The sequence below is a fragment of the Streptomyces odontomachi genome, from assembly GCF_024435355.1.
GTDB lineage: Bacteria > Actinomycetota > Actinomycetes > Streptomycetales > Streptomycetaceae > Streptomyces > Streptomyces odontomachi.
Genome location: NZ_JAMJWG010000010.1, coordinates 207,065 through 224,125, shown reverse-complemented (window position 1 = coordinate 224,125; position 17,061 = coordinate 207,065). Strand labels below are relative to the sequence as shown.

Genomic DNA, 17,061 nt, shown 5'->3' with positions numbered 1-17,061 from the left:
CCGCGACCACGGGCCCGCTGGCAGGGAGGTGGGCGCACGGACACGGGCGCAGGAGCAGCCCCTCACCCCCGCGTCCGCGTCCCTGCCGACACCCCCCTGGCGGCGGACGGCACCGGCCGGGTCGCCGCGATGAGGTGGCGGAACGTCTCGAAGGCGGGTTTGGGGGAGTGGTCGTCGCGCAGGATGCCGAACCGGTTCATGCGCGGGCCGGTGGTGAGGCCGTCGCGCAGGCCGAACAGTTCGTAGGCGTCGATGTTCACCTCCGCCGCGATCTCCAGCACCGCTCCCGCGACCGTGCCGAGCAGCTGGGCCTGTTGGTGCTCGGGATGCTCGGGCCCGGTCGGCCAGCCGGTCTCCGTGAGGTGGATCGGGACCTGCGGCGGAAGGCCGACGTCCGTGGCCGAGTCGCGGAACGCGCGCAGCACGTGCTGCACCGCCCCGGGGAGCCGAGCTGCCGGAAGGGGGCGGAACACGTCAGGGAAGAAGTCCAGGCCCACGTAGTCGACCCGGGCCAGCACCTCGGGCGGGACGTGCGAGCGCACGTTGTCCCAGAACGGATCGCCGGGCAGCGCCACCGCGGCGTTGAACCCGACGAGCACCTCGGCGCCGAGCCGGTCCCGCTCGGCCAGTGCCGCGGTGAGCCCCCGGGCCAGGGCGTCGTGGCAGCCGGCCCGGCCGCCGTCCTGCGGGGCGGGCGCGTTGACCTCCTCGCAGACCTGGATCTTGCCGCCGCCGAGCTCGGCGACCTCCCGCACGGCAGCCGCGGCAGCCCGCGCGAAACCGGCGGGATCCTCGCACCCGTAGCCGAGCACCAGGTCCACCACGCGGTTGTCGCCGAGGTAGGGCCGAGGACTCGCCGGCGTGGGTGGCTGGCCGCCGCCGTGGCCGCGGTAGCAGCGCACGTAGAAGCGCCGGGCCTGCCCGGCCAGTTCGGTCAGCGCCAGTCGGGTGCGCTCGATGTCCTCCGGCGGTGCGTCGATCTCCGTGTCGAACCGGACGAGGTCGCTGCGCACCACACCGGGCCAGATTCCGAAATCCATCCCGTCTCCTATTCGTATACGAATGATCGGGCGTGGACACCGTACTCGTATACGAATAGAGGGGGCTACTCTGGTGCGGTGCCGCAGAACGCCCTGGACAATCCGCTCGTGTTGCCGATGCTGGGCCTCCTCGCCGAGCGCCCCTGCCACCAGTACGCGCTGCTCAGCCAGCTCCGCGTGCGCTATCCGGTGCTCCGCCCCAAGACCTCGACCGTCTACACGCTCGTCGGATCGCTCCAGCGCGCCGGGCTGGTCGAACTCGCGGACGGGGAGCGGGCCGAGGCGCGCCTGACCGAGGCCGGGTTCACGGAGTTGAAGCGGCGCGTGGCGCACGACCTGTCCGAGACGGACCCGAACGCCGATCCGCGGTTCCTGATCGCGTTGGCCTACCTCGGAGCCCTCGGCCCGGAGCGCGCCACCGCACTGGTGCGCGACCGTGCGCAACGGCTGCGGGCCGACCGCCGAGCCCTGACCAGGACCCTCGACCGGCTCGACGCCCCCGAACTCCACATGATCGAGGCGCATTTCCTCGCCGCCCGCCTCGATCACGACGCCGCCTGGCTCCGCCGCCTGGCCGACCGTATCGACCGCGGCGAGCTGGGCTGGCCGGACAGGGCCTAGACCCGTGCGCCGAAGCTCGGCAGCGACCCATCGCACGTTCATGCGTCCCGGAAGCCGGGCGCAGGACGGCTCGGGGCGGCCGGAGTCAGGATGGCGGAGCCGGCACGGGCCTCTCCGCCAGGGCTCGGGCCGCGTGGACGAGGTTGGAGGCCATGGCGCGACCGGTGGAGACCGACCAGCCCTGGCCGCGTTCGTCGAGGCGGTCGCGACCGTGACCGGGCCTGAGGTGCCCGTAGGCCCAGGCCTGCCCCGGAATGGTGTAGCCGATGTCGCCGAGTGCGCCGCTGATCTCGCTGACGACGTGGTGCGCGGCGCTCTCGTGACCGGTGACCAGGACGCCGGCCACGCGGTTGAAGGCGACGGGCCGGCCCTCGCCGTCGCTCTCACCGCGCATGGCGTCCATGCGTTCGAGCACCCGCCGGGCGACGGAGGACGGGCGGCCGAGCCAGATCGGTGAGGCGATGACCAGGATCCGGGCCGCCGTCAACCCGGCGTGCACTGCGGGCCAGTCGCCACCGTCGCCCCTGTCCGTCCCCACGCCGGGCTCGAGGCTCAGGTCGACCGCCCGCACGACGCCCACGTCCACCCCGTGGCCCTGGAGTGCGGTGATGACCGTGTCGGTCAGAGCCTCGGTGGCGCAGGCCTGCGGAGAGGGCTTGAGCGTGCAGTTGATCACCAAAGCTCGCATGAGACCAACGGTTCCCCGTACGGCCGCCGTTGAACGGGGTGTCGCACGACTGTTCACCTGTCCCCGCGCGTATCGGCCTGCGTTCAGCGTGCGCTGAGGTACCGGTGCAGCAGTTCGTCCAGCGCACGCCGCAGCCCCCGCTCCCCGGGCCACCGTCAGCAGTGCCTCGGCGAGGACCGACCGGGGCTCGCTGCGGGGGACGACCAGGCCGACCGATGGCGGGGGTGGTGGTCACCCCCTCGGCTGCGAAGCACTCGTCGATGATGCGGCGGTTGCGCATCCGGGGGTTGAGCAGGCACAGCGGGAGGGCGGCGGTCGCGGCACAGCTGGCCGTCGCCACGCCGGCGATCGGGCCGTCGACCGGCGTCAGCAGGACGTACTGCTCCTCGTAGAGCGGCAGGCGGCGACCGTGCCGGAGCGTGTCGTCCTCCAGGTGGGTCATCGCCGCGTCGAGTTCGAAGTCGGCCAGCCCGGATCGGCGACCGTGCCGGCGGGTGCTGGGGACGGGCTCACGGGCCACCACCTCCCGTTCGACGGTACCCGAAGACGTGCGGCGGAGAAACGCACTTACCAAGTCTCTTGGGTTGTGGCTTTGCTCATGCGGTGAGAGATCGAGGGTTCACCTCTTATCTGCGTATGGCTGGGTAAGTATCATCGCGGCAGCGGCAGCGGCAGCGGCAGCGGCCTGCGCGCAGCCGCGAGTCGCAGGAAGAGCAGGACGAGAGGGAGCAGATCCTTGATGACACCCGTCACGCGCCGGACCCGCCGAACCCTTCAGGTGGTCGGCGCGGGAGCCGCCGCGCTGCTGGCCCTGAGCGCCTGCTCCTCGTCCGCCGACTCCTCGTCGGCCGGCTCCGGGTCCGACGCGTCGAAGGGCTCGTCGGACCGGCTGTCCGGCACGGTGACCGTCTTCGCGGCCGCGTCGCTGAAGGAGAGCTTCACGACGCTGGGCAAGCAGTTCGAGAAGCAGCACCCGGGGACGAAGGTGACCTTCAGCTTCGGGGGCAGTGACTCCCTCGCCGCGAGCATCACCGGAGGCGCCCCGGCCGACGTGTTCGCCGCCGCCAGCCCCAAGACGATGAAGATCGTCACGGACCAGGGCGACGCGGCCGGCACGCCGGCCACGTTCGTCCGCAACCAGCTGGAGATCGCCACGCTGCCGGGCAACCCCGACAAGGTCGCCTCCCTGAAGGACCTCACCAGGTCCGGACTGAAGGTGGTGCTGTGCGACAAGGAGGTGCCGTGCGGCGCGGCCGCCCAGAAGGCGCTGACCGCCAGCGATCTCCAGCTCACCCCGGTCTCCTACGAGCAGGACGTCAAGGCGGCCCTGACGAAGGTGGAGCTGAAGGAGGCCGACGCGGCGGTCGTCTACAAGACCGATGTGAAGGCGGCGGGTGACAAGGTGGAGGGCGTGGAGTTCCCCGAGTCGGCCAAGGCCATCAACGACTACCCGATCGCGCTGCTCAAGGACGCCCCCAACGCGAAGGCCGCCAAGGCGTTCGTCTCGCTGGTGCGGTCGGCTCAGGGCCAGCAGGTCCTGGGTGAGGCAGGGTTCCAGAAGCCGTGACCACCGCGCACGACCGGTACGCCGCCGACGCCCCACCGGGCGGGCCACGGCGCGGCCGATTCCGCAAGGGCATGCGCCGCGGGGCGCCGCTTCCGCTGCTCGTTCCGGCGCTGGTGGGGCTGGCCTTCCTGGTGCTGCCGCTGGTCGCCCTGCTGCTGCGCACCCCGTGGCACAGCCTCCCGGACCAGCTGGGCAGCGCCGAGGTCTGGCACGCACTCCAACTGTCCCTGGTGTGTGCCACGTCGGCCACCGCCGTGAGCCTGGTGCTCGGGGTGCCGCTGGCCTGGCTGCTGGCCCGGGTGGAGTTCCCCGGTCGCGGCCTCGTCCGGGCCCTGGTGACGCTGCCGCTGGTGCTGCCGCCGGTGGTGGGCGGTGTGGCGCTGCTGATGGCGCTCGGACGCAACGGTGTCGTCGGGCGGTGGCTGGACTCCTGGTTCGGCCTCACGCTGCCGTTCACCACCACGGCGGTGGTGGTGGCCGAGGCGTTCGTGGCGATGCCGTTCCTGGTCATCAGCGTGGAGGGCACGCTGCGGGCCGCCGACCCGCGCTACGAGGAAGCGGCCACGACGCTGGGGGCGTCCCGCTTCACCGCGTTCCGCCGGGTCACCCTGCCGCTCATCGCCCCCGGCATCGCGGCGGGCGCCGTGCTCGCCTGGGCGCGGGCCCTCGGCGAGTTCGGCGCGACGATCACCTTCGCGGGCAACTTCCCCGGCCGGACCCAGACCATGCCGCTCGCCGTCTACCTCGCCCTCCAGGAGGACCCGGCCGCCGCGATCTCCCTCAGCCTGGTGCTGCTCGCCGTGTCCATCGCGGTCCTGGCGGGACTGCGCGACCGTTGGATGGCCGCCTCATGACCGGTGACCAGGGCCGTCTCACGGCCGGTGACGAGAGCCGTGCCGCGGCCGATGTCGAGAGCCGTGCCGCGGCCGGTGACGCGCGGCGCGCGCAGCCGGCCAAGGGTCTGCCCGACGCCCCGACGAAGGGGTTGGACGCACATCTCGTCGTCGACCGCGGTGCCTTCCGCCTCGACGTGGCCCTGTCGGCGACCCCCGGCGAAGTCGTCGCCCTCCTCGGCCCGAACGGGGCCGGCAAGACCACCGCCCTGCGTGCGCTCGCCGGCCTCACCCCGCTCACCGGCGGCCGTCTGCGGCTGGACGGCACCGAGCTGGACCGTACCCTGCCCGAGGCCCGCCCGGTCGGCGTCGTCTTCCAGGACTATTTGCTCTTTCCGCATCTCACCGCCCTGGACAACGTCGCCTTCGGCCCGCGCTGCCACGGCGCCGGCAAGGCCGACGCCCGCGCCCGGGCAGCCGCCCTGCTGGACCGTCTCGGCCTCGCCGAGCACGCAGCGGCCAAGCCGCGCGAGCTGTCCGGCGGGCAGGCCCAGCGGGTCGCGCTCGCCCGCGCCCTGGCCACCCGCCCCCGCCTGCTGCTCCTCGACGAACCGCTGGCCGCCCTGGACGCCCGTACCCGGCTGGACGTGCGGGCCCAGCTCGGCCGGCACCTGGCCGAGTTCGAGGCCGTCGCCGTGCTCGTCACGCACGATCCGCTGGACGCCATGGTGCTCGCCGACCGCATCGTCGTCATCGAGGACGGCCACGTCGTCCAGGAGGGCACGCCGGCCGACATCGCCCGCCACCCGCGCACCGACTACATCGCCCACCTGGTCGGCCTGAACCTCTACAAGGGGCGGGCCGAAGGCCACACGGTCCAGGTCGACGGAGGGCCGGTGATCACGGTCACGGAGGACCTCACGGGGCCGGTCTTCGTGGCGTTCCCGCCGAGCGCCGTGACCCTGTACCGGGAGCGTCCCACGGCCGCCAGCGCCCGCAACCTGTGGCGGTGCGAGGTGGCCGGCCTGGAGACGCACGGCGACCGGATCCGCACCGGCCTCACCGGAGAGCTCCCGCTCGCCGCCGACCTCACCACGGCCGCCGCCGCCGAACTCGACCTCTACCCGGGGGCCACGGTCTGGGCGGCGGTCAAGGCGGTGCAGACGCACGTGTACCCGGCCGCGTGACGGGGCCGGCTGCCTGACCTGGACGGGCCCGCCAACTGATAGACGTCATCTGTCGGATCATCGGAGACGACTTGGCGACGCGGAGTGTCGCAGGATCCTGTCCAGCGGAGTCGGACACCGTCTGCCATGCGGAGCTGCGGCGACTGCCTTGTCCGGTGGCGAGCACGTCCTGATCAACAGCGTCGAGTCGCACCACAAGACCCGGAACATCGCGCGCGACCCACGGGTGGCGGTCGCCGTCTCCGACCCCGCGGAACCCGCCTCCTACGTTCAGATCCGTCGCCGCGTGGTGCGGGTGACCACCGAGGGGGCCGTCGACCACATCGAGGCGCTCGCGCAGAAGTACCTCGGGGGGCCTTATCCGTGGTTCGGCGGCCGTGACCAGGTGCGGGTGATCTTCGTGGTCGAACCCGACAGGATCAGCAGCCCCCGCGGTTGAGCTCCCCCTGTCCCCCTGGCGGTGGCCCCGGGTCCCCTTCGCCCGGAAACACGGCGCCCCCGCCTGCGCGGGAACAGGCGGGGGCCGGCGGGCGGGCAATTCTTCTCAGCGGTGCGGGTCTTCTCAGAGGTGCCGGATCCGGGCCGCTATGCCATGGCCGAGCCCCAGGTAAAGCACGGCGGGCAGGCCGTAATTGAGAAGGACGCGGAGCTGCTCCGTGTCCATGGTGAAAATATCCTGTGACCACCAGGCCAGCGCGTCCGCCACGTCCTTCACGAACTGCACGAAGACGTTTCCCTGGTTGGCCTCGAACATGTACAGCACGATCCACAGCGCCAGGAACCCGGCGGCCACATCGCCGATGGTGTGGATGATGAGAGCAGTGCGTCGGATGCCGGAACCGTCGCCGGACCGCCGGCGGCCACGATCGCGGCCGGCAGGCTGGTAGCCGGGTCCCGGAGGCTGGTAACCAGGGCCGGGCTGCTGATAGCCAGGGCCGGAAGAGCGGTAACCGGGGCCCTGAGGGTGGTCATGGCCATAGGGCAGGGGTTCGGTGTCAGACATGACTGTCCCAATCTGGCGCTGAAACAACGCCTCGGTGAAACGGACGACGGTCACGGCACAGGGCCATCCCCCCGCGCAAGCATTCCCAGCCGTGACCGCGGGGCCAGGATTCCCCTCTCACTGCGTCGCCTCCGAGTAATTCGTTACACGAGTGCCGGTGCCTCGACCGTCATCAGTGGCTAAGGGTGTAACGGACGGCGGATAACGTGGAAGACCTGTGACCGAATGGCAAATGGCTCTGTGTGCGAGTGTTCGCCGCCCGCTTGTACCGCTTATTACTCGGGGGATTCGGGGGAATTTCATGAACTGCGCCGGGGGAATGCGTGCTCGGCACCGAGGGGCTCGTGCGCGAAGCCGGAGGCGAGGCGCCGGCGACCCTGCCCCGCTGATCTCTGTCTCGCTGGCTGAACTCCGTCTCTCCATCTGCACCCGCGTTCGATAGATTTCAGCCGGCGTCGGCGCCGTAACGGTCCGGCAGGTGAGTGAGGCGAGGAACCGTGACCCCATCCGAACCGATCGAGGTCCATGCGGCGTGGCTGCCGCCCGAGGCATTCACGGCGCTCGGCACGCGCCGGGTACTCGTCCACGGCACCGGGCTCCTGGTGGAGACGGTGCGCCAGGAGGTGGCCGACGCCTGCGGGTGGTACGGCCCCTCGCGCGAAGCGCAGGACCCGGAGGTCGACGGCGCCCCCGGGCCGTACGACGCGGTGTTCACGCTGGCCGGGTCCGAGCCGCCGGTTCCCGAGGCGGCCGAGGCCCTGGCGGAGTTCCGCGCCGGGGCCACCGGACCGGGAGCCGACCGCCCGATCGGCGCGGAGGGCTTCCTGATCGCCCGGCGCTGCGGGGTCACCGTGGTGCTCGCGGACGATGGAGCGGGCCTGCTCTACGGGCTGTTCCACCTGGTCAGGCTCGGCGAGTCGGCGTTCGGCCCGGACCGGCAGGTCGAGCACCACGCGCCCGCGTCGCGCCACCGGATGCTGGACCACTGGGACAACGTCGACGTCCATCCGGTGATGGGCCAGGTCGAGCGGGGCTACTCCGGCGGCTCCCTCTTCTGGCAGGACGGCGGGCCACGCGGCGACCTGGGGCGCGTACGCGCCTACGCCCGGCTGCTGGCGGCCACCGGCGTGAACGCGGTCTCGGTGAACAACGTCAACGTGCACGCCACCGAGACCCGGCTGCTCACCGACCGGCTCGGCGACGTCGCCGCCCTCGCGGACACCTTCCGCCCCTACGGCATCCGGGTGCACCTGTCGGTCAACTTCGCCGCCCCCGTCGTGCTCGGCGCCCTGGACACCTCCGACCCGCTCGACGCGGACGTACGCGCCTGGTGGGCCAAGGCGACCACCCGGGTCCACGAGGCGATCCCGGACTTCGGCGGCTACGTGGTCAAGGCCGACTCGGAGGGCCAGCCGGGCCCGTTCGCCTACGGGCGCACGCACGCCGACGGTGCCAACATGCTCGCCGCAGCGCTCGCCCCGTTCGACGGCGTGGTCCACTGGCGCGCCTTCGTCTACAACCACCAGCAGGACTGGCGGGACCGCACGACCGACCGGGCCCGCGCCGCCCACGACCACTTCGTGCCCCTCGACGGCGCGTTCGACGACTCGGTGATCGTGCAGGTCAAGCATGGTCCGATCGACTTCCAGACGCGAGAGCCGGTCTCCCCGGTGATCGCGGGCATGCCGGCCACCCGGCTCGCCGTGGAGCTCCAGGTGACCCAGGAGTACACCGGGCAGCAACGGCACGTGTGCTACCTGGGGCCGATGTGGAGCGAGGTGCTCGGCTTCCGGCCGTGGGGCGACGACGGGGCGACGGTCGCTGACGTGGCCGCGGGCGTCGAACGCGACGGCGGCGGCCTCGTCGCCGTCTCCAACGCGGGTGACGACCCGTACTGGACGGGCCATCCGCTCGCCCAGGCCAACCTGTACGCCTTCGGCCGGCTCGCCTGGGCACCGCACGCCGACCCGCTCGCCGTCCTCGACGAGTGGATCGACCTCACCTTCGCCGCCGTGGGCTCCGACGGCCTCGAAAGCCTGCGCCGCACCCTGCACACGATCATGGACGGCTCCTGGCGCACCTACGAGCGGTACACCGCACCGCTCGGCGTCGGCTTCATGGTCCGCCCCGGAAACCACTACGGGCCCGACGTGGACGGCTACGAGTACACCCCGTGGGGCACCTACCACTTCGCCGACCGCGACGGCGTCGGCGTCGACCGCACCCGCGCGACGGGCACCGGATACACCGGTCAGTACCCCGAGCCGTGGTCCGACCGGTACGAGTCACCGGACACCTGCCCGGACGAACTGCTGCTCTTCTTCCACCACGTCCCGTACGGGCATGTGCTCCACTCCGGGTCCACCGTCGTCCAGCACATCTACGACACCCACTTCGCGGGCGCGGCGGAGGCGGCCGCCCAGCGGCGGGAGTGGGAGTCGGCGGCGGGGACGGTCGACGCGGCGCTCCACGCCCGCGTCCTGGACCGCCTGAACGAGCAGGTGCGGTGCGCCGAAGAATGGCGCGACCAGATCAACGCCTACTTCTTCCGCAAGTCAGGGGTACCGGACGCAGGGGGCCGGCGCATCTTCTGACGGCGCCGGCGCGTTCAATGGGTCCCGGCGGCTTCACCCTTCTGAACAGCCAGAAGCCCCCGTGCCGCCCTGGGCACCGTACCCGAAGCGAGGCCGCAACAGGTGAGTTCACGTCCCATCACCCTCCGGAGCCTGATACCGGCCGTCTTCCTGCCGGCTCTGATCTTCGAGACGGGGATGGGCGCACTCGCTCCGGTGCTCGCGCTCAGCGGCAGGGCGCTCGGCGCCTCCGTCGGCGCCGCCGGCCTGGTCCTGGCGTTGCTCGGGGTGGGGCAGATCCTCGGAGACGTGCCGGCCGGTGCGCTGGCCGCGCGGCTCGGTGACCGCAAGGCGATGCTGGTCGCCGCGGGCGTCGCCATGGTGACGCTGACCGGGTGCGCGCTGGCCACGCGCGTGTGGCAGCTCGCTGTCGCGGTGACCGCGACCGGGGCGACCAACGCCGTGTTCGTGCTGGCCCGGCAGTCCTACCTCACGGAGGTGGTTCCCACCGGGCTGCGGGCCCGGGCGCTGTCCACGCTCGGCGGCATGTCGCGGATCGGGGCCTTCGTCGGCCCCTTCATCGGTGCCGCCGTCCTGACCGGCCGCCCGCTGCGGGACATCTACTGGCTGGCGCTGCTCTGCACGGCCGTGACCGTCGTGGTCCTGCTCGTCGTGCCCGACGTCGCCGAGCCGGCCGACGCGACGCGCGGCGGTGCGGCGCCCGCATCGGTGCGCACCGTGGTGTACCGGCATCGGAAGGTCTTCCTGACCCTCGGCCTCGCCGTCCTCCTGGTGGGATCGGTCCGCGCCACGCGCCAGACGGTCCTGCCGCTGTGGGCCGAACACCTCGGCCTGAGCCCGTCGTCCACCAGCGTCGTCTTCGGGCTCGCCGGACTGGTCGACACTCTGACGTTCTATCCCTCGGGGAAGGTCATGGACCGGGCGGGCAGGCTGTGGATCGCCGTGCCCTCGATGCTGGTGCTGGGACTGACCCAGGCCACCCTGCCGCTCACCCACGGGCATGCCTCGCTGACCGCCGTCGCCCTGCTCATGGGGTTCGGCAACGGCATCGGCAGCGGCATCCTGATGACCCTCGGCGCGGACGTGGCACCACCGCAGACCCGCGCGCAGTTCCTCGGGGCCTGGCGACTGTGTGCCGACTCGGGGTCGGCCGGCGGACCGCTCGTCGTCTCGGCCGCCGCCGCGCTCGGCAGCCTGGCGGCCGGAATCGCGGTGATGGGCGGCATGGGCATCGTCGCGGCCGGGGCGCTGCTGCGCTGGGTGCCGCGCTACTCGGAGTTCGCCACCACCGGCACGCGCCGGCACGGGAAAAGCACGCTGGTCGCCACGGCCGGCTCATGGCCACCGAGGGACTCAGACTCCTCGAACGCGGTACGCGGCCCGAACGTCCAGGACTGAGGGGGATGGCTGAGGGCCACGTGACGGCGCCGGCCGCCGCCCCAAGCCCCGTCAACCCCTGTTAGTCCCGCCAGCCCGCTCAGCCCCGTAAGCCCGTAAGCCCGTAAGCCCCGTCAACCGTCCGTGCGCAGCACCCTCACCCCGTACGGCTCGAGACCGACCCGCTGCCCGCGCTCGACCCGCCCGCCGCCGAGCAGATCGGTACCGGCGCTCTCGGCCACCACCTCGATGCGCTCCACGCCGTGGTTGAGCAGGAAGAGCAGCCGTGTCCCGTCGGGTGCGACCCGTACCGCCGTCTCCAGCAGCGGAGCGTCGGCGTGCCGACCGGCCACGCCCGCCTCGGCCAGCACCCGGCGCACCACCCAGTCGACGCCGACCTGATCGAGGTCGGTGGCGACGTACCAGCCGTGCCCCGCGCCGAACGCGTTCCGGGTGACGGCGGGCGTCCCGGCGTAGAAGTCGGCCTGGTAGGTGCCGACCGGCTCCGCGCCCTGCGGGATGACCAGTTCGAAGACCAGCCGCCCGGAGGCCACCTGCTGCTGCTCCCCGGTGCCCAGGCGCACCGGGTTGACGACGTCGGCGGCGCGTGCGTCCCACTCGTCGATCCGGATCCCCATCAGCGGGCCCAGCGGTCCCGGCACGTCCATGAGGAACGCGTTGTCGTCCTCGTCGACCCGCCCGGACAGATAGCTCGCCAGCACGCTGCCGCCGCGCTGCGCCACCGCCTCCAGGCGCTCGGCCAGGTCGCCCTTGACCATGTGCAGCGCCGGCGCCACGACCACGTCGTAGCCGGACAGGTCCGCGGTGACCGGCACCACGTCCACGTCGACGCCCGCCTCCCACAGCGCGCGGTAGTAGGCCAGTACGACCTGCTGGTAGCGGACCAGCCGGGAGGGACCGTCGGACAGCTCCAGCGCCCACCAGCTGTCCCAGTCGAAGAGCACCGCGACCCGGGCCGGGGTGCGCGCGCCCAGCGCCGCGTCGCCCAGCTGCTCGAGCTGTTCCCCGAGCGCCGCGACCTCGCGGAACACCCGGGTGTCGGACCGGCCCGCGTGCCCGATGACCGCGCCGTGGTACTTCTCGCTGGCGCCGCGCGAGGCCCGCATCTGGAAGAAGAGCACCGCGTCGGCGCCGTGCGCGACGGCCTGCCAGCTCCACAGCGCCATCACCCCGGGCCGCTTCAGCGGGTTCACGTCCCGGCACGCGGTCACGCTGGGGGTCTGCTCCATCAGCCAGAACGGCTGCCCGCCCTTGATGCCGCGCATCACGTCATGGGCGAGCGCCATCCAGGCCGGATGGGCGTCCTCGGGCGGATAGTTGTCCCAGGAGGCGAAGTCGAGGTGCTCGGCCCAGCGGTGGTAGTCGATGGGCCGGTACATGCCCATGAAGTTGGTGGTGACCGGCGTGTCGCGGCTGTAGCGGCGGATCGCCGCCTTCTCGTCGCGGAAGTTGGCCAGCATCGCGTCCGACATGAACCGCAGGTAGTCCAGGGTGATGCCCTGGAACGCGGTGTGGTCGGGGCCGCGCCAGTGCTCGGTGAGGGCGGACGGCGGCTCGATCTCCGACCAGGACGAGAAGGTGTGCGACCAGAAGACGGTGTTCCAGGCGGTGTTCAGCCCGTCCAGCGTCTGGTATTTCGCACGCAGCCAGGAGCGGAAGCCCTCCGCGCACAGCTCGCAGTAGCAGGCGCCGCCGTACTCGTTGCCGACGTGCCAGGCGATGACCGCCGGATGGCGCGCGTACCGCTGGGCGATCCGGCCCGCCAGCGCGACGGAGAGCCTGCGGAAGACCGGCGAGCTGGGACAGGAGTTGTGCCGCTGCCCGTAGCGGTGCTTGCGCCCCTCGAAGTCGGTGCGGGTCACCTCGGGGTGGGCGCGCGCCAGCCAGGCCGGATGGGCGCCGGTGCCGGTGGCCAGGCAGACCCGGCGGCCCTGCGCTGCGGCCTGCTCGACGATCCGGTCCAGCACGCTGAAGTCGTAGACGTCCAGCGAGGGCTGGAGCTGGGCCCAGGTGAACACGCCGACGGTGACGGTGTCGATGTGCGCGGCGTCGAAGAGCCGGTAGTCCTCCTCCCACACCTCCTTCGGCCACTGCTCGGGGTTGTAGTCCCCGCCGAACGGCGTCTTGGGTGTGGCGGGCAGGCTCATGCGACGAACTTCTCCTGGATCTCGTTGATCATCGGACGGCAGTTGAGCAGGACGCCGGCGGCGAGCACCGGCGCCAGGAGCAGCGGGACCGCCTCGGACAGGGCCACGGTGAGTGCGGCGGCCGCGAGCAGCACGCACACGTGGCCCACGGTGCCCCGGCCGCAGCGCACCAGGAAGTACGCGGCAAGACGGGCGGTGTCGGAGGTTCTGAAGCTGAACAGGGACGCGATCACCAGCGCATTGGTCATCCAGAGGGCGGACAGCAGGGCCACCAGGCCCAGCAGTACGGCCCACCAGCCGGGGATGCCCGCCGTGCCCAGGTGGGTGAGGACGGTCCCGACCACGGCCACCCCGGCGAGCCAGGGCGCCCAGATCTTCAGCGCGTCCACGGCGTTGGCCCGGTAGCCGCGCCAGAAGGCCGGCACCGGGCGCAGCTCGGTCAGGCTGCGGCCCCGGCGCTGCCAGGCGTACAGGGCCGCGGACCAGGCGGGGCCCACCGGCAGCGCGCAGACGGCGGCCAGCGGGATGTTGCTGGCGTCGCGGTCCAGCAGCACCACCAGGGCCAGGGTGGGTGCGGAGGCGAGCAGGAACAGCAGCTCGGTGACGAGCAGCGTGTAGATCGCGGCGGCGGCACGCGCCAGCGGTCCGTCGCCGAACTCCCGGCGGGCCCCGGCCGCGGCGCTCACGCCGGGACCCCGGCGTCGGGTATGTCCGTGGGCTCCGCGGGCTCTGCGCCGAGCAGCCGGCGCTCGTCCCACCACTCGGGCGTCTCGTCGCGGACGGGGGTGAGTTCGAGCAGCGTCACCTCGTGCCGGGAGAGGGTGAGGTCGACCTCGGCGCGCCCGGCGACGACCGGCAGGCTGTGGTGGCTGCGGGCCGGTTCCGCGGCCTCCCGCAGCGCGTCCAGCTGCCGGGGCAGCGGCGAGCGCGGCCGGCCCATCTCGCACCAGGCCGTCCAGGCGTTGCCGGCCTCCTCGCCCACCGACGAACGCTGCACGTACACCGAGGCGTTCTCGGGCCCGCCCACCGGGATGGACAGCCGGACGGTGTGCGCGCAGTGTTTGTCGGTGGGGCCCTCACCGGTGACGTCCACCGGCGCCCAGGCCAGCACGGTGACCCGGCCGTCCGCGTCACGGGTGACGAGGTGGTCGTCGCCGCGGGCCAGGACCAGCTCGCCCATCCGGGCCATGAAGGCGTACAGGTGGTAGGTGGGCTTCTTGACCTGCCGGTGCGTGAGCAGGCCGAACCCGCCGTGGAACAGGGCGGTCGGCACCCCGACCTCCTCGAACACGTCGCTGAAGGTCCAGTACGAGAAGGAGTCCACGAGGTCCCCGCCGGCGGCCAGGACCGGTGCGAGGTAGGCGGCGTTCAGGGCCGTGTCGTGCAGCGGGTTGTCGGGCCGGTACGAGGAGTTGAACTCGGTGATGTGCACCGGCAGGGCGGCGAGGTCCGTGCCCTTCAGCTGCTGCCGGGGCGCGGCGAACTGCTCCAGCAGCCCGGCGGCCGGCGCCAGCGTCTGGTGGGTGCCGAACGGGACCTGCTGCGCGGGACCGCTGGTGTAGGCGTGCCGGCTGACGAAGTCGACCGGCACCGAGCGGGCCGCCACGAAGTCGGCGAACCCGGTCAGCCACCGCTCCTCGTACCCGGGCGCCAGGCTCGGGCCGCCGACCTGGAGCGATGCGTCGACGTCCTTGACGGCGTGCGCGGTCACCTCGTACAGCCGGTGGTAGGCGTCCTGGTCGGCGCCCGCCCAGAACGGCTCCAGGTTGGGCTCGTTCCACACCTCGACGGGCCAGGTGCGCACCTCGTCGAGCCCGTAGCGGTCGACGAGGTGCGCCAGGGTGGCCTTCACCAGGGCCGCCCACTCCTTGTGGTCGCGCGGCGGGGTGACGTTGCCCTGCCACCAGAAGACCGTCTGGTCGCCGGAGGCCAGCTCGGACGGCATGAAGCCGAGCTCCAGGAACGGCTTGATGCCGAGTTCGAGGTAGGCGTCGATCACCTGGTCCACGTACGTGAACGAGTGCCGTACGTGCCGTACGCCCTGGTACTCGTACGGCCGGTACACGGCCATCTGGTCGCTCAGCAGGCCGTGGCCGCGGATGTGCGTGAAGCCGATCTCGCGCTGGACGAGCGCCAGCGACTCCTGGTAGTCACGCCGCAGCGCGAGATCGAACCGGCCCGTGCCGACGCAGCGGCGCCACGCATCCGGTAGCCGTCCTGAGGGCTGGTCGGGGACGGAGATCTGCATGGTCATCCTTCGGGTGCGGGTGCGTTGCGTCGGACGAGCCGGTCCTCAAGGACTCGGCCGGTCAGCCGTTCTTCTTCTGGAACCGGTCGTGGGCCTTGTTGACGAGATCGATGTAGGACTCGCTGTTCTTGGCCTTGAGCTCGCCCAGGTACTTGTCCCACTCGCTCAGCGGACGCTTGCCGAGGACGAACTTGAGGGTCTCCTGGAAGACGTAGTCCTTCAGCGGCGCATCCCACAGGTCCGCCTGCTCGCGCTCGTCGGAGGTGAGCGGGTAGGGCGGCTGCACCGGCAGTGCCTTCCGCTCCCTCATCGTCTTCTGGAACTCCTTCTCCTCCTCGGGGAACATCGACTCCAGCAGCTTGGTGCTGCCGCCGTAGGAGAAGTTGCCGTTGTTGAAGCCGAAGTCGCGCTGGAGGTCCTTCGTGCCGCTCGGGTTGAGGCCGACGATGTTGACGTCCTTGGTGAGCTTGTAGTTCCCGGCGGAGTCCTTGGTGTAGGTCACCCCCTCGACGCCCCACTTGGTGAACTCCTCGCCCTCGTCGGAGTAGACCAGCCAGTCGATGAACTGGAGCAGGGCCACGAAGTCCTTGCTGTCCCGGGCCTTCTTCGTGATCATCATGCCGTTCTCGAGACGGCTGCCCTCCTTCACCGGACCCGCGGGCCCGATCGGGTTGGCAATCTTGAGGATCTTGGCGCCGGGCACCGTCTTGGCCAGTGCCTTGCGGTAGGTGTTGACCAGCTCCTGGGCGTTGGCGCTGATCATGAAGGACTTGCCAGAGGTGAACTTCTCGACGGCCTGGTCGTCGGTCTGGGTGAAGCTCTCCGGGTCGAGCAGCTTCTCCTTCACCAGCTTGTTCGCGAACGTCAGCATGGACCGGTACTCGTCCATGGCGCCGGTGAGGACGAACTTGCCGGCCTTGGAGTCCCAGAACGGGTTCAGATAGTCCCAGCCGCCGTGCGTCCCGAAGGCCGTGCCCAGGGTCTTCAGCAGGGCACCCCCTGGTGTGGGCACGTTCCAGCGGTCGGTCATGGGGTACAGGTCCGGGTGGGCCTGCTTCATGGCCTTGAGGACGTCGTACAGGTCGTCCGTGGTCTTGGGGATGTCGAGCTTGAGGTCGTCGAGGACGTCGGTACGGATCGCCAGGGAGTAGTCGGGCCAGATCTCCTCGTGCAGACCGGGCACCACGTAGAACTTGCCGTCGGTCTGCCGGATCTGGTCCAGGTCGCCGTCGAGCTTCCATCTCTTCACCTTGTCCGTGAAGTTCGGCATCAGGTGCGTGTAGTCGCTCACGGGGATGATGGCGCCCGAGGCGATGAAGGGGATCTCTCCGCCGAAGTAGGTCTTGGGGATGATGAACGGCGCGTCACCGGAGCCGATGATCACGCTCCGCTTCTGCTCGTAGTCGCTGAGCGGAACCACGGTCGTGTCGAGGGTGACGTTGGTGCGCTTCTTCAGCTCGTCCCACAGCAACCAGTTCTTCTTGGTCGGGTAGCTGGGGTTGTTGTTGTAGAGGGTGCTGAAGGTGATGGGGGAGGTCGCCTTGAACTGGTCGCCGACGTTGAACGTCTTCATCGAGTCGGCTTTGTTCTTCGACAGGTCCGACGGCTCCTTCGCGTCGCTGCTGCTGCTGCAACCGGCGAGGCCGAGGGCGGAGGCGCCGACGGCGAACAGCACCGAACGCCGGGACACGTTGTTCATGGAAAGCTCCTTTTCCCGACTGACACGGGAATTCGA

At 71.3% G+C, this 17,061-nt stretch carries 13 protein-coding genes and 2 pseudogenes; 7 read left to right on the top strand and 8 right to left on the bottom strand.

What is annotated here, in order from left to right:
• Nucleotides 1-62 precede the first annotated feature (62 nt).
• The gene (locus NQO67_RS21930) at nucleotides 63-1,040 is read right to left on the bottom strand and encodes a hypothetical protein (RefSeq protein WP_255951811.1); all 978 of its coding nucleotides are present in this window, start codon (nucleotides 1,038-1,040) and stop codon (nucleotides 63-65) included.
• Nucleotides 1,041-1,118: 78 nt separating this feature from the next.
• On the opposite strand from NQO67_RS21930, the gene NQO67_RS21925 reads away from it, so the two are divergent.
• Nucleotides 1,119-1,661 carry a PadR family transcriptional regulator gene (locus tag NQO67_RS21925; RefSeq protein ID WP_255951810.1) on the top strand — a complete coding sequence of 181 codons (543 nt, stop codon included), beginning with the start codon at nucleotides 1,119-1,121 and terminating at the stop codon, nucleotides 1,659-1,661.
• An 85-nt stretch (nucleotides 1,662-1,746) separates the two neighbouring features.
• Here the strand turns inward: NQO67_RS21925 and NQO67_RS21920 are convergent, their stop codons facing one another.
• Nucleotides 1,747-2,349, bottom strand: coding sequence for a flavodoxin family protein (locus NQO67_RS21920; protein ID WP_255951808.1), 603 nt, complete (start codon nucleotides 2,347-2,349; stop codon nucleotides 1,747-1,749).
• 280 nt (nucleotides 2,350-2,629) lie between these two features.
• Nucleotides 2,630-2,791, bottom strand: a pseudogene (locus tag NQO67_RS44595) (LysR family transcriptional regulator); the annotation flags it as partial.
• A gap of 297 nt (nucleotides 2,792-3,088) precedes the next feature.
• Here NQO67_RS44595 and modA point away from each other — a divergent pair.
• The 4 genes from modA (at nucleotide 3,089) to NQO67_RS21900 (ending at nucleotide 6,375) form a co-directional block, all read left to right on the top strand.
• Nucleotides 3,089-3,916, top strand: a complete 828-nt coding sequence (gene modA / locus NQO67_RS21915; protein ID WP_255951806.1) for a molybdate ABC transporter substrate-binding protein — start codon at nucleotides 3,089-3,091, stop codon at nucleotides 3,914-3,916.
• 71 nt (nucleotides 3,917-3,987) lie between these two features.
• Nucleotides 3,988-4,770: a molybdate ABC transporter permease subunit gene (gene modB, locus NQO67_RS21910; RefSeq protein ID WP_255951911.1), complete on the top strand. Its 783-nt coding sequence runs from the start codon at nucleotides 3,988-3,990 to the stop codon at nucleotides 4,768-4,770.
• A complete protein-coding gene (locus NQO67_RS21905; protein WP_255951805.1) occupies nucleotides 4,767-5,936 on the top strand; it encodes an ABC transporter ATP-binding protein in 1,170 nt (389 codons plus the stop codon). Before modB ends, NQO67_RS21905 begins: the two co-directional genes overlap by 4 nt.
• Nucleotides 5,937-6,084: 148 nt before the next feature.
• Entirely contained in the window at nucleotides 6,085-6,375 is a 291-nt protein-coding gene (locus NQO67_RS21900) for a pyridoxamine 5'-phosphate oxidase family protein (RefSeq protein WP_255951804.1), read from the top strand.
• A 123-nt stretch (nucleotides 6,376-6,498) separates the two neighbouring features.
• Here NQO67_RS21900 and NQO67_RS21895 read toward each other — a convergent pair.
• Nucleotides 6,499-6,855: pseudogene (locus NQO67_RS21895) on the bottom strand (hypothetical protein); the annotation flags it as partial.
• Nucleotides 6,856-7,436: 581 nt separating this feature from the next.
• On the opposite strand from NQO67_RS21895, the gene NQO67_RS21890 reads away from it, so the two are divergent.
• Entirely contained in the window at nucleotides 7,437-9,533 is a 2,097-nt protein-coding gene (locus NQO67_RS21890; RefSeq protein ID WP_255951802.1) for an alpha-glucuronidase, read from the top strand.
• Nucleotides 9,534-9,635: 102 nt separating this feature from the next.
• Complete coding sequence (locus NQO67_RS21885) at nucleotides 9,636-10,931, top strand: MFS transporter (RefSeq protein WP_255951801.1); 1,296 nt, start codon at nucleotides 9,636-9,638, stop codon at nucleotides 10,929-10,931.
• A gap of 113 nt (nucleotides 10,932-11,044) precedes the next feature.
• Here NQO67_RS21885 and NQO67_RS21880 read toward each other — a convergent pair whose 3' ends face one another.
• From NQO67_RS21880 to NQO67_RS21865, 4 genes are all read right to left on the bottom strand, one after another.
• Nucleotides 11,045-13,078 (bottom strand): beta-galactosidase, encoded by a 2,034-nt coding sequence (locus NQO67_RS21880; RefSeq protein WP_255951799.1) that lies wholly within the window; start codon nucleotides 13,076-13,078, stop codon nucleotides 11,045-11,047.
• On the bottom strand, nucleotides 13,075-13,764 hold the full coding sequence (locus NQO67_RS21875) for a DUF624 domain-containing protein (protein WP_255951797.1): 690 nt from the start codon (nucleotides 13,762-13,764) through the stop codon (nucleotides 13,075-13,077). Before NQO67_RS21875 ends, NQO67_RS21880 begins: the two co-directional genes overlap by 4 nt.
• Nucleotides 13,761-15,326, bottom strand: coding sequence for a GH39 family glycosyl hydrolase (locus NQO67_RS21870; RefSeq protein WP_255951796.1), 1,566 nt, complete (start codon nucleotides 15,324-15,326; stop codon nucleotides 13,761-13,763). The genes NQO67_RS21875 and NQO67_RS21870 overlap by 4 nt, the downstream gene beginning before the upstream one ends.
• 61 nt (nucleotides 15,327-15,387) lie before the next feature.
• The gene (locus NQO67_RS21865; protein WP_255951795.1) at nucleotides 15,388-17,025 is read right to left on the bottom strand and encodes an ABC transporter substrate-binding protein; all 1,638 of its coding nucleotides are present in this window, start codon (nucleotides 17,023-17,025) and stop codon (nucleotides 15,388-15,390) included.
• Nucleotides 17,026-17,061: the final 36 nt, after the last annotated feature.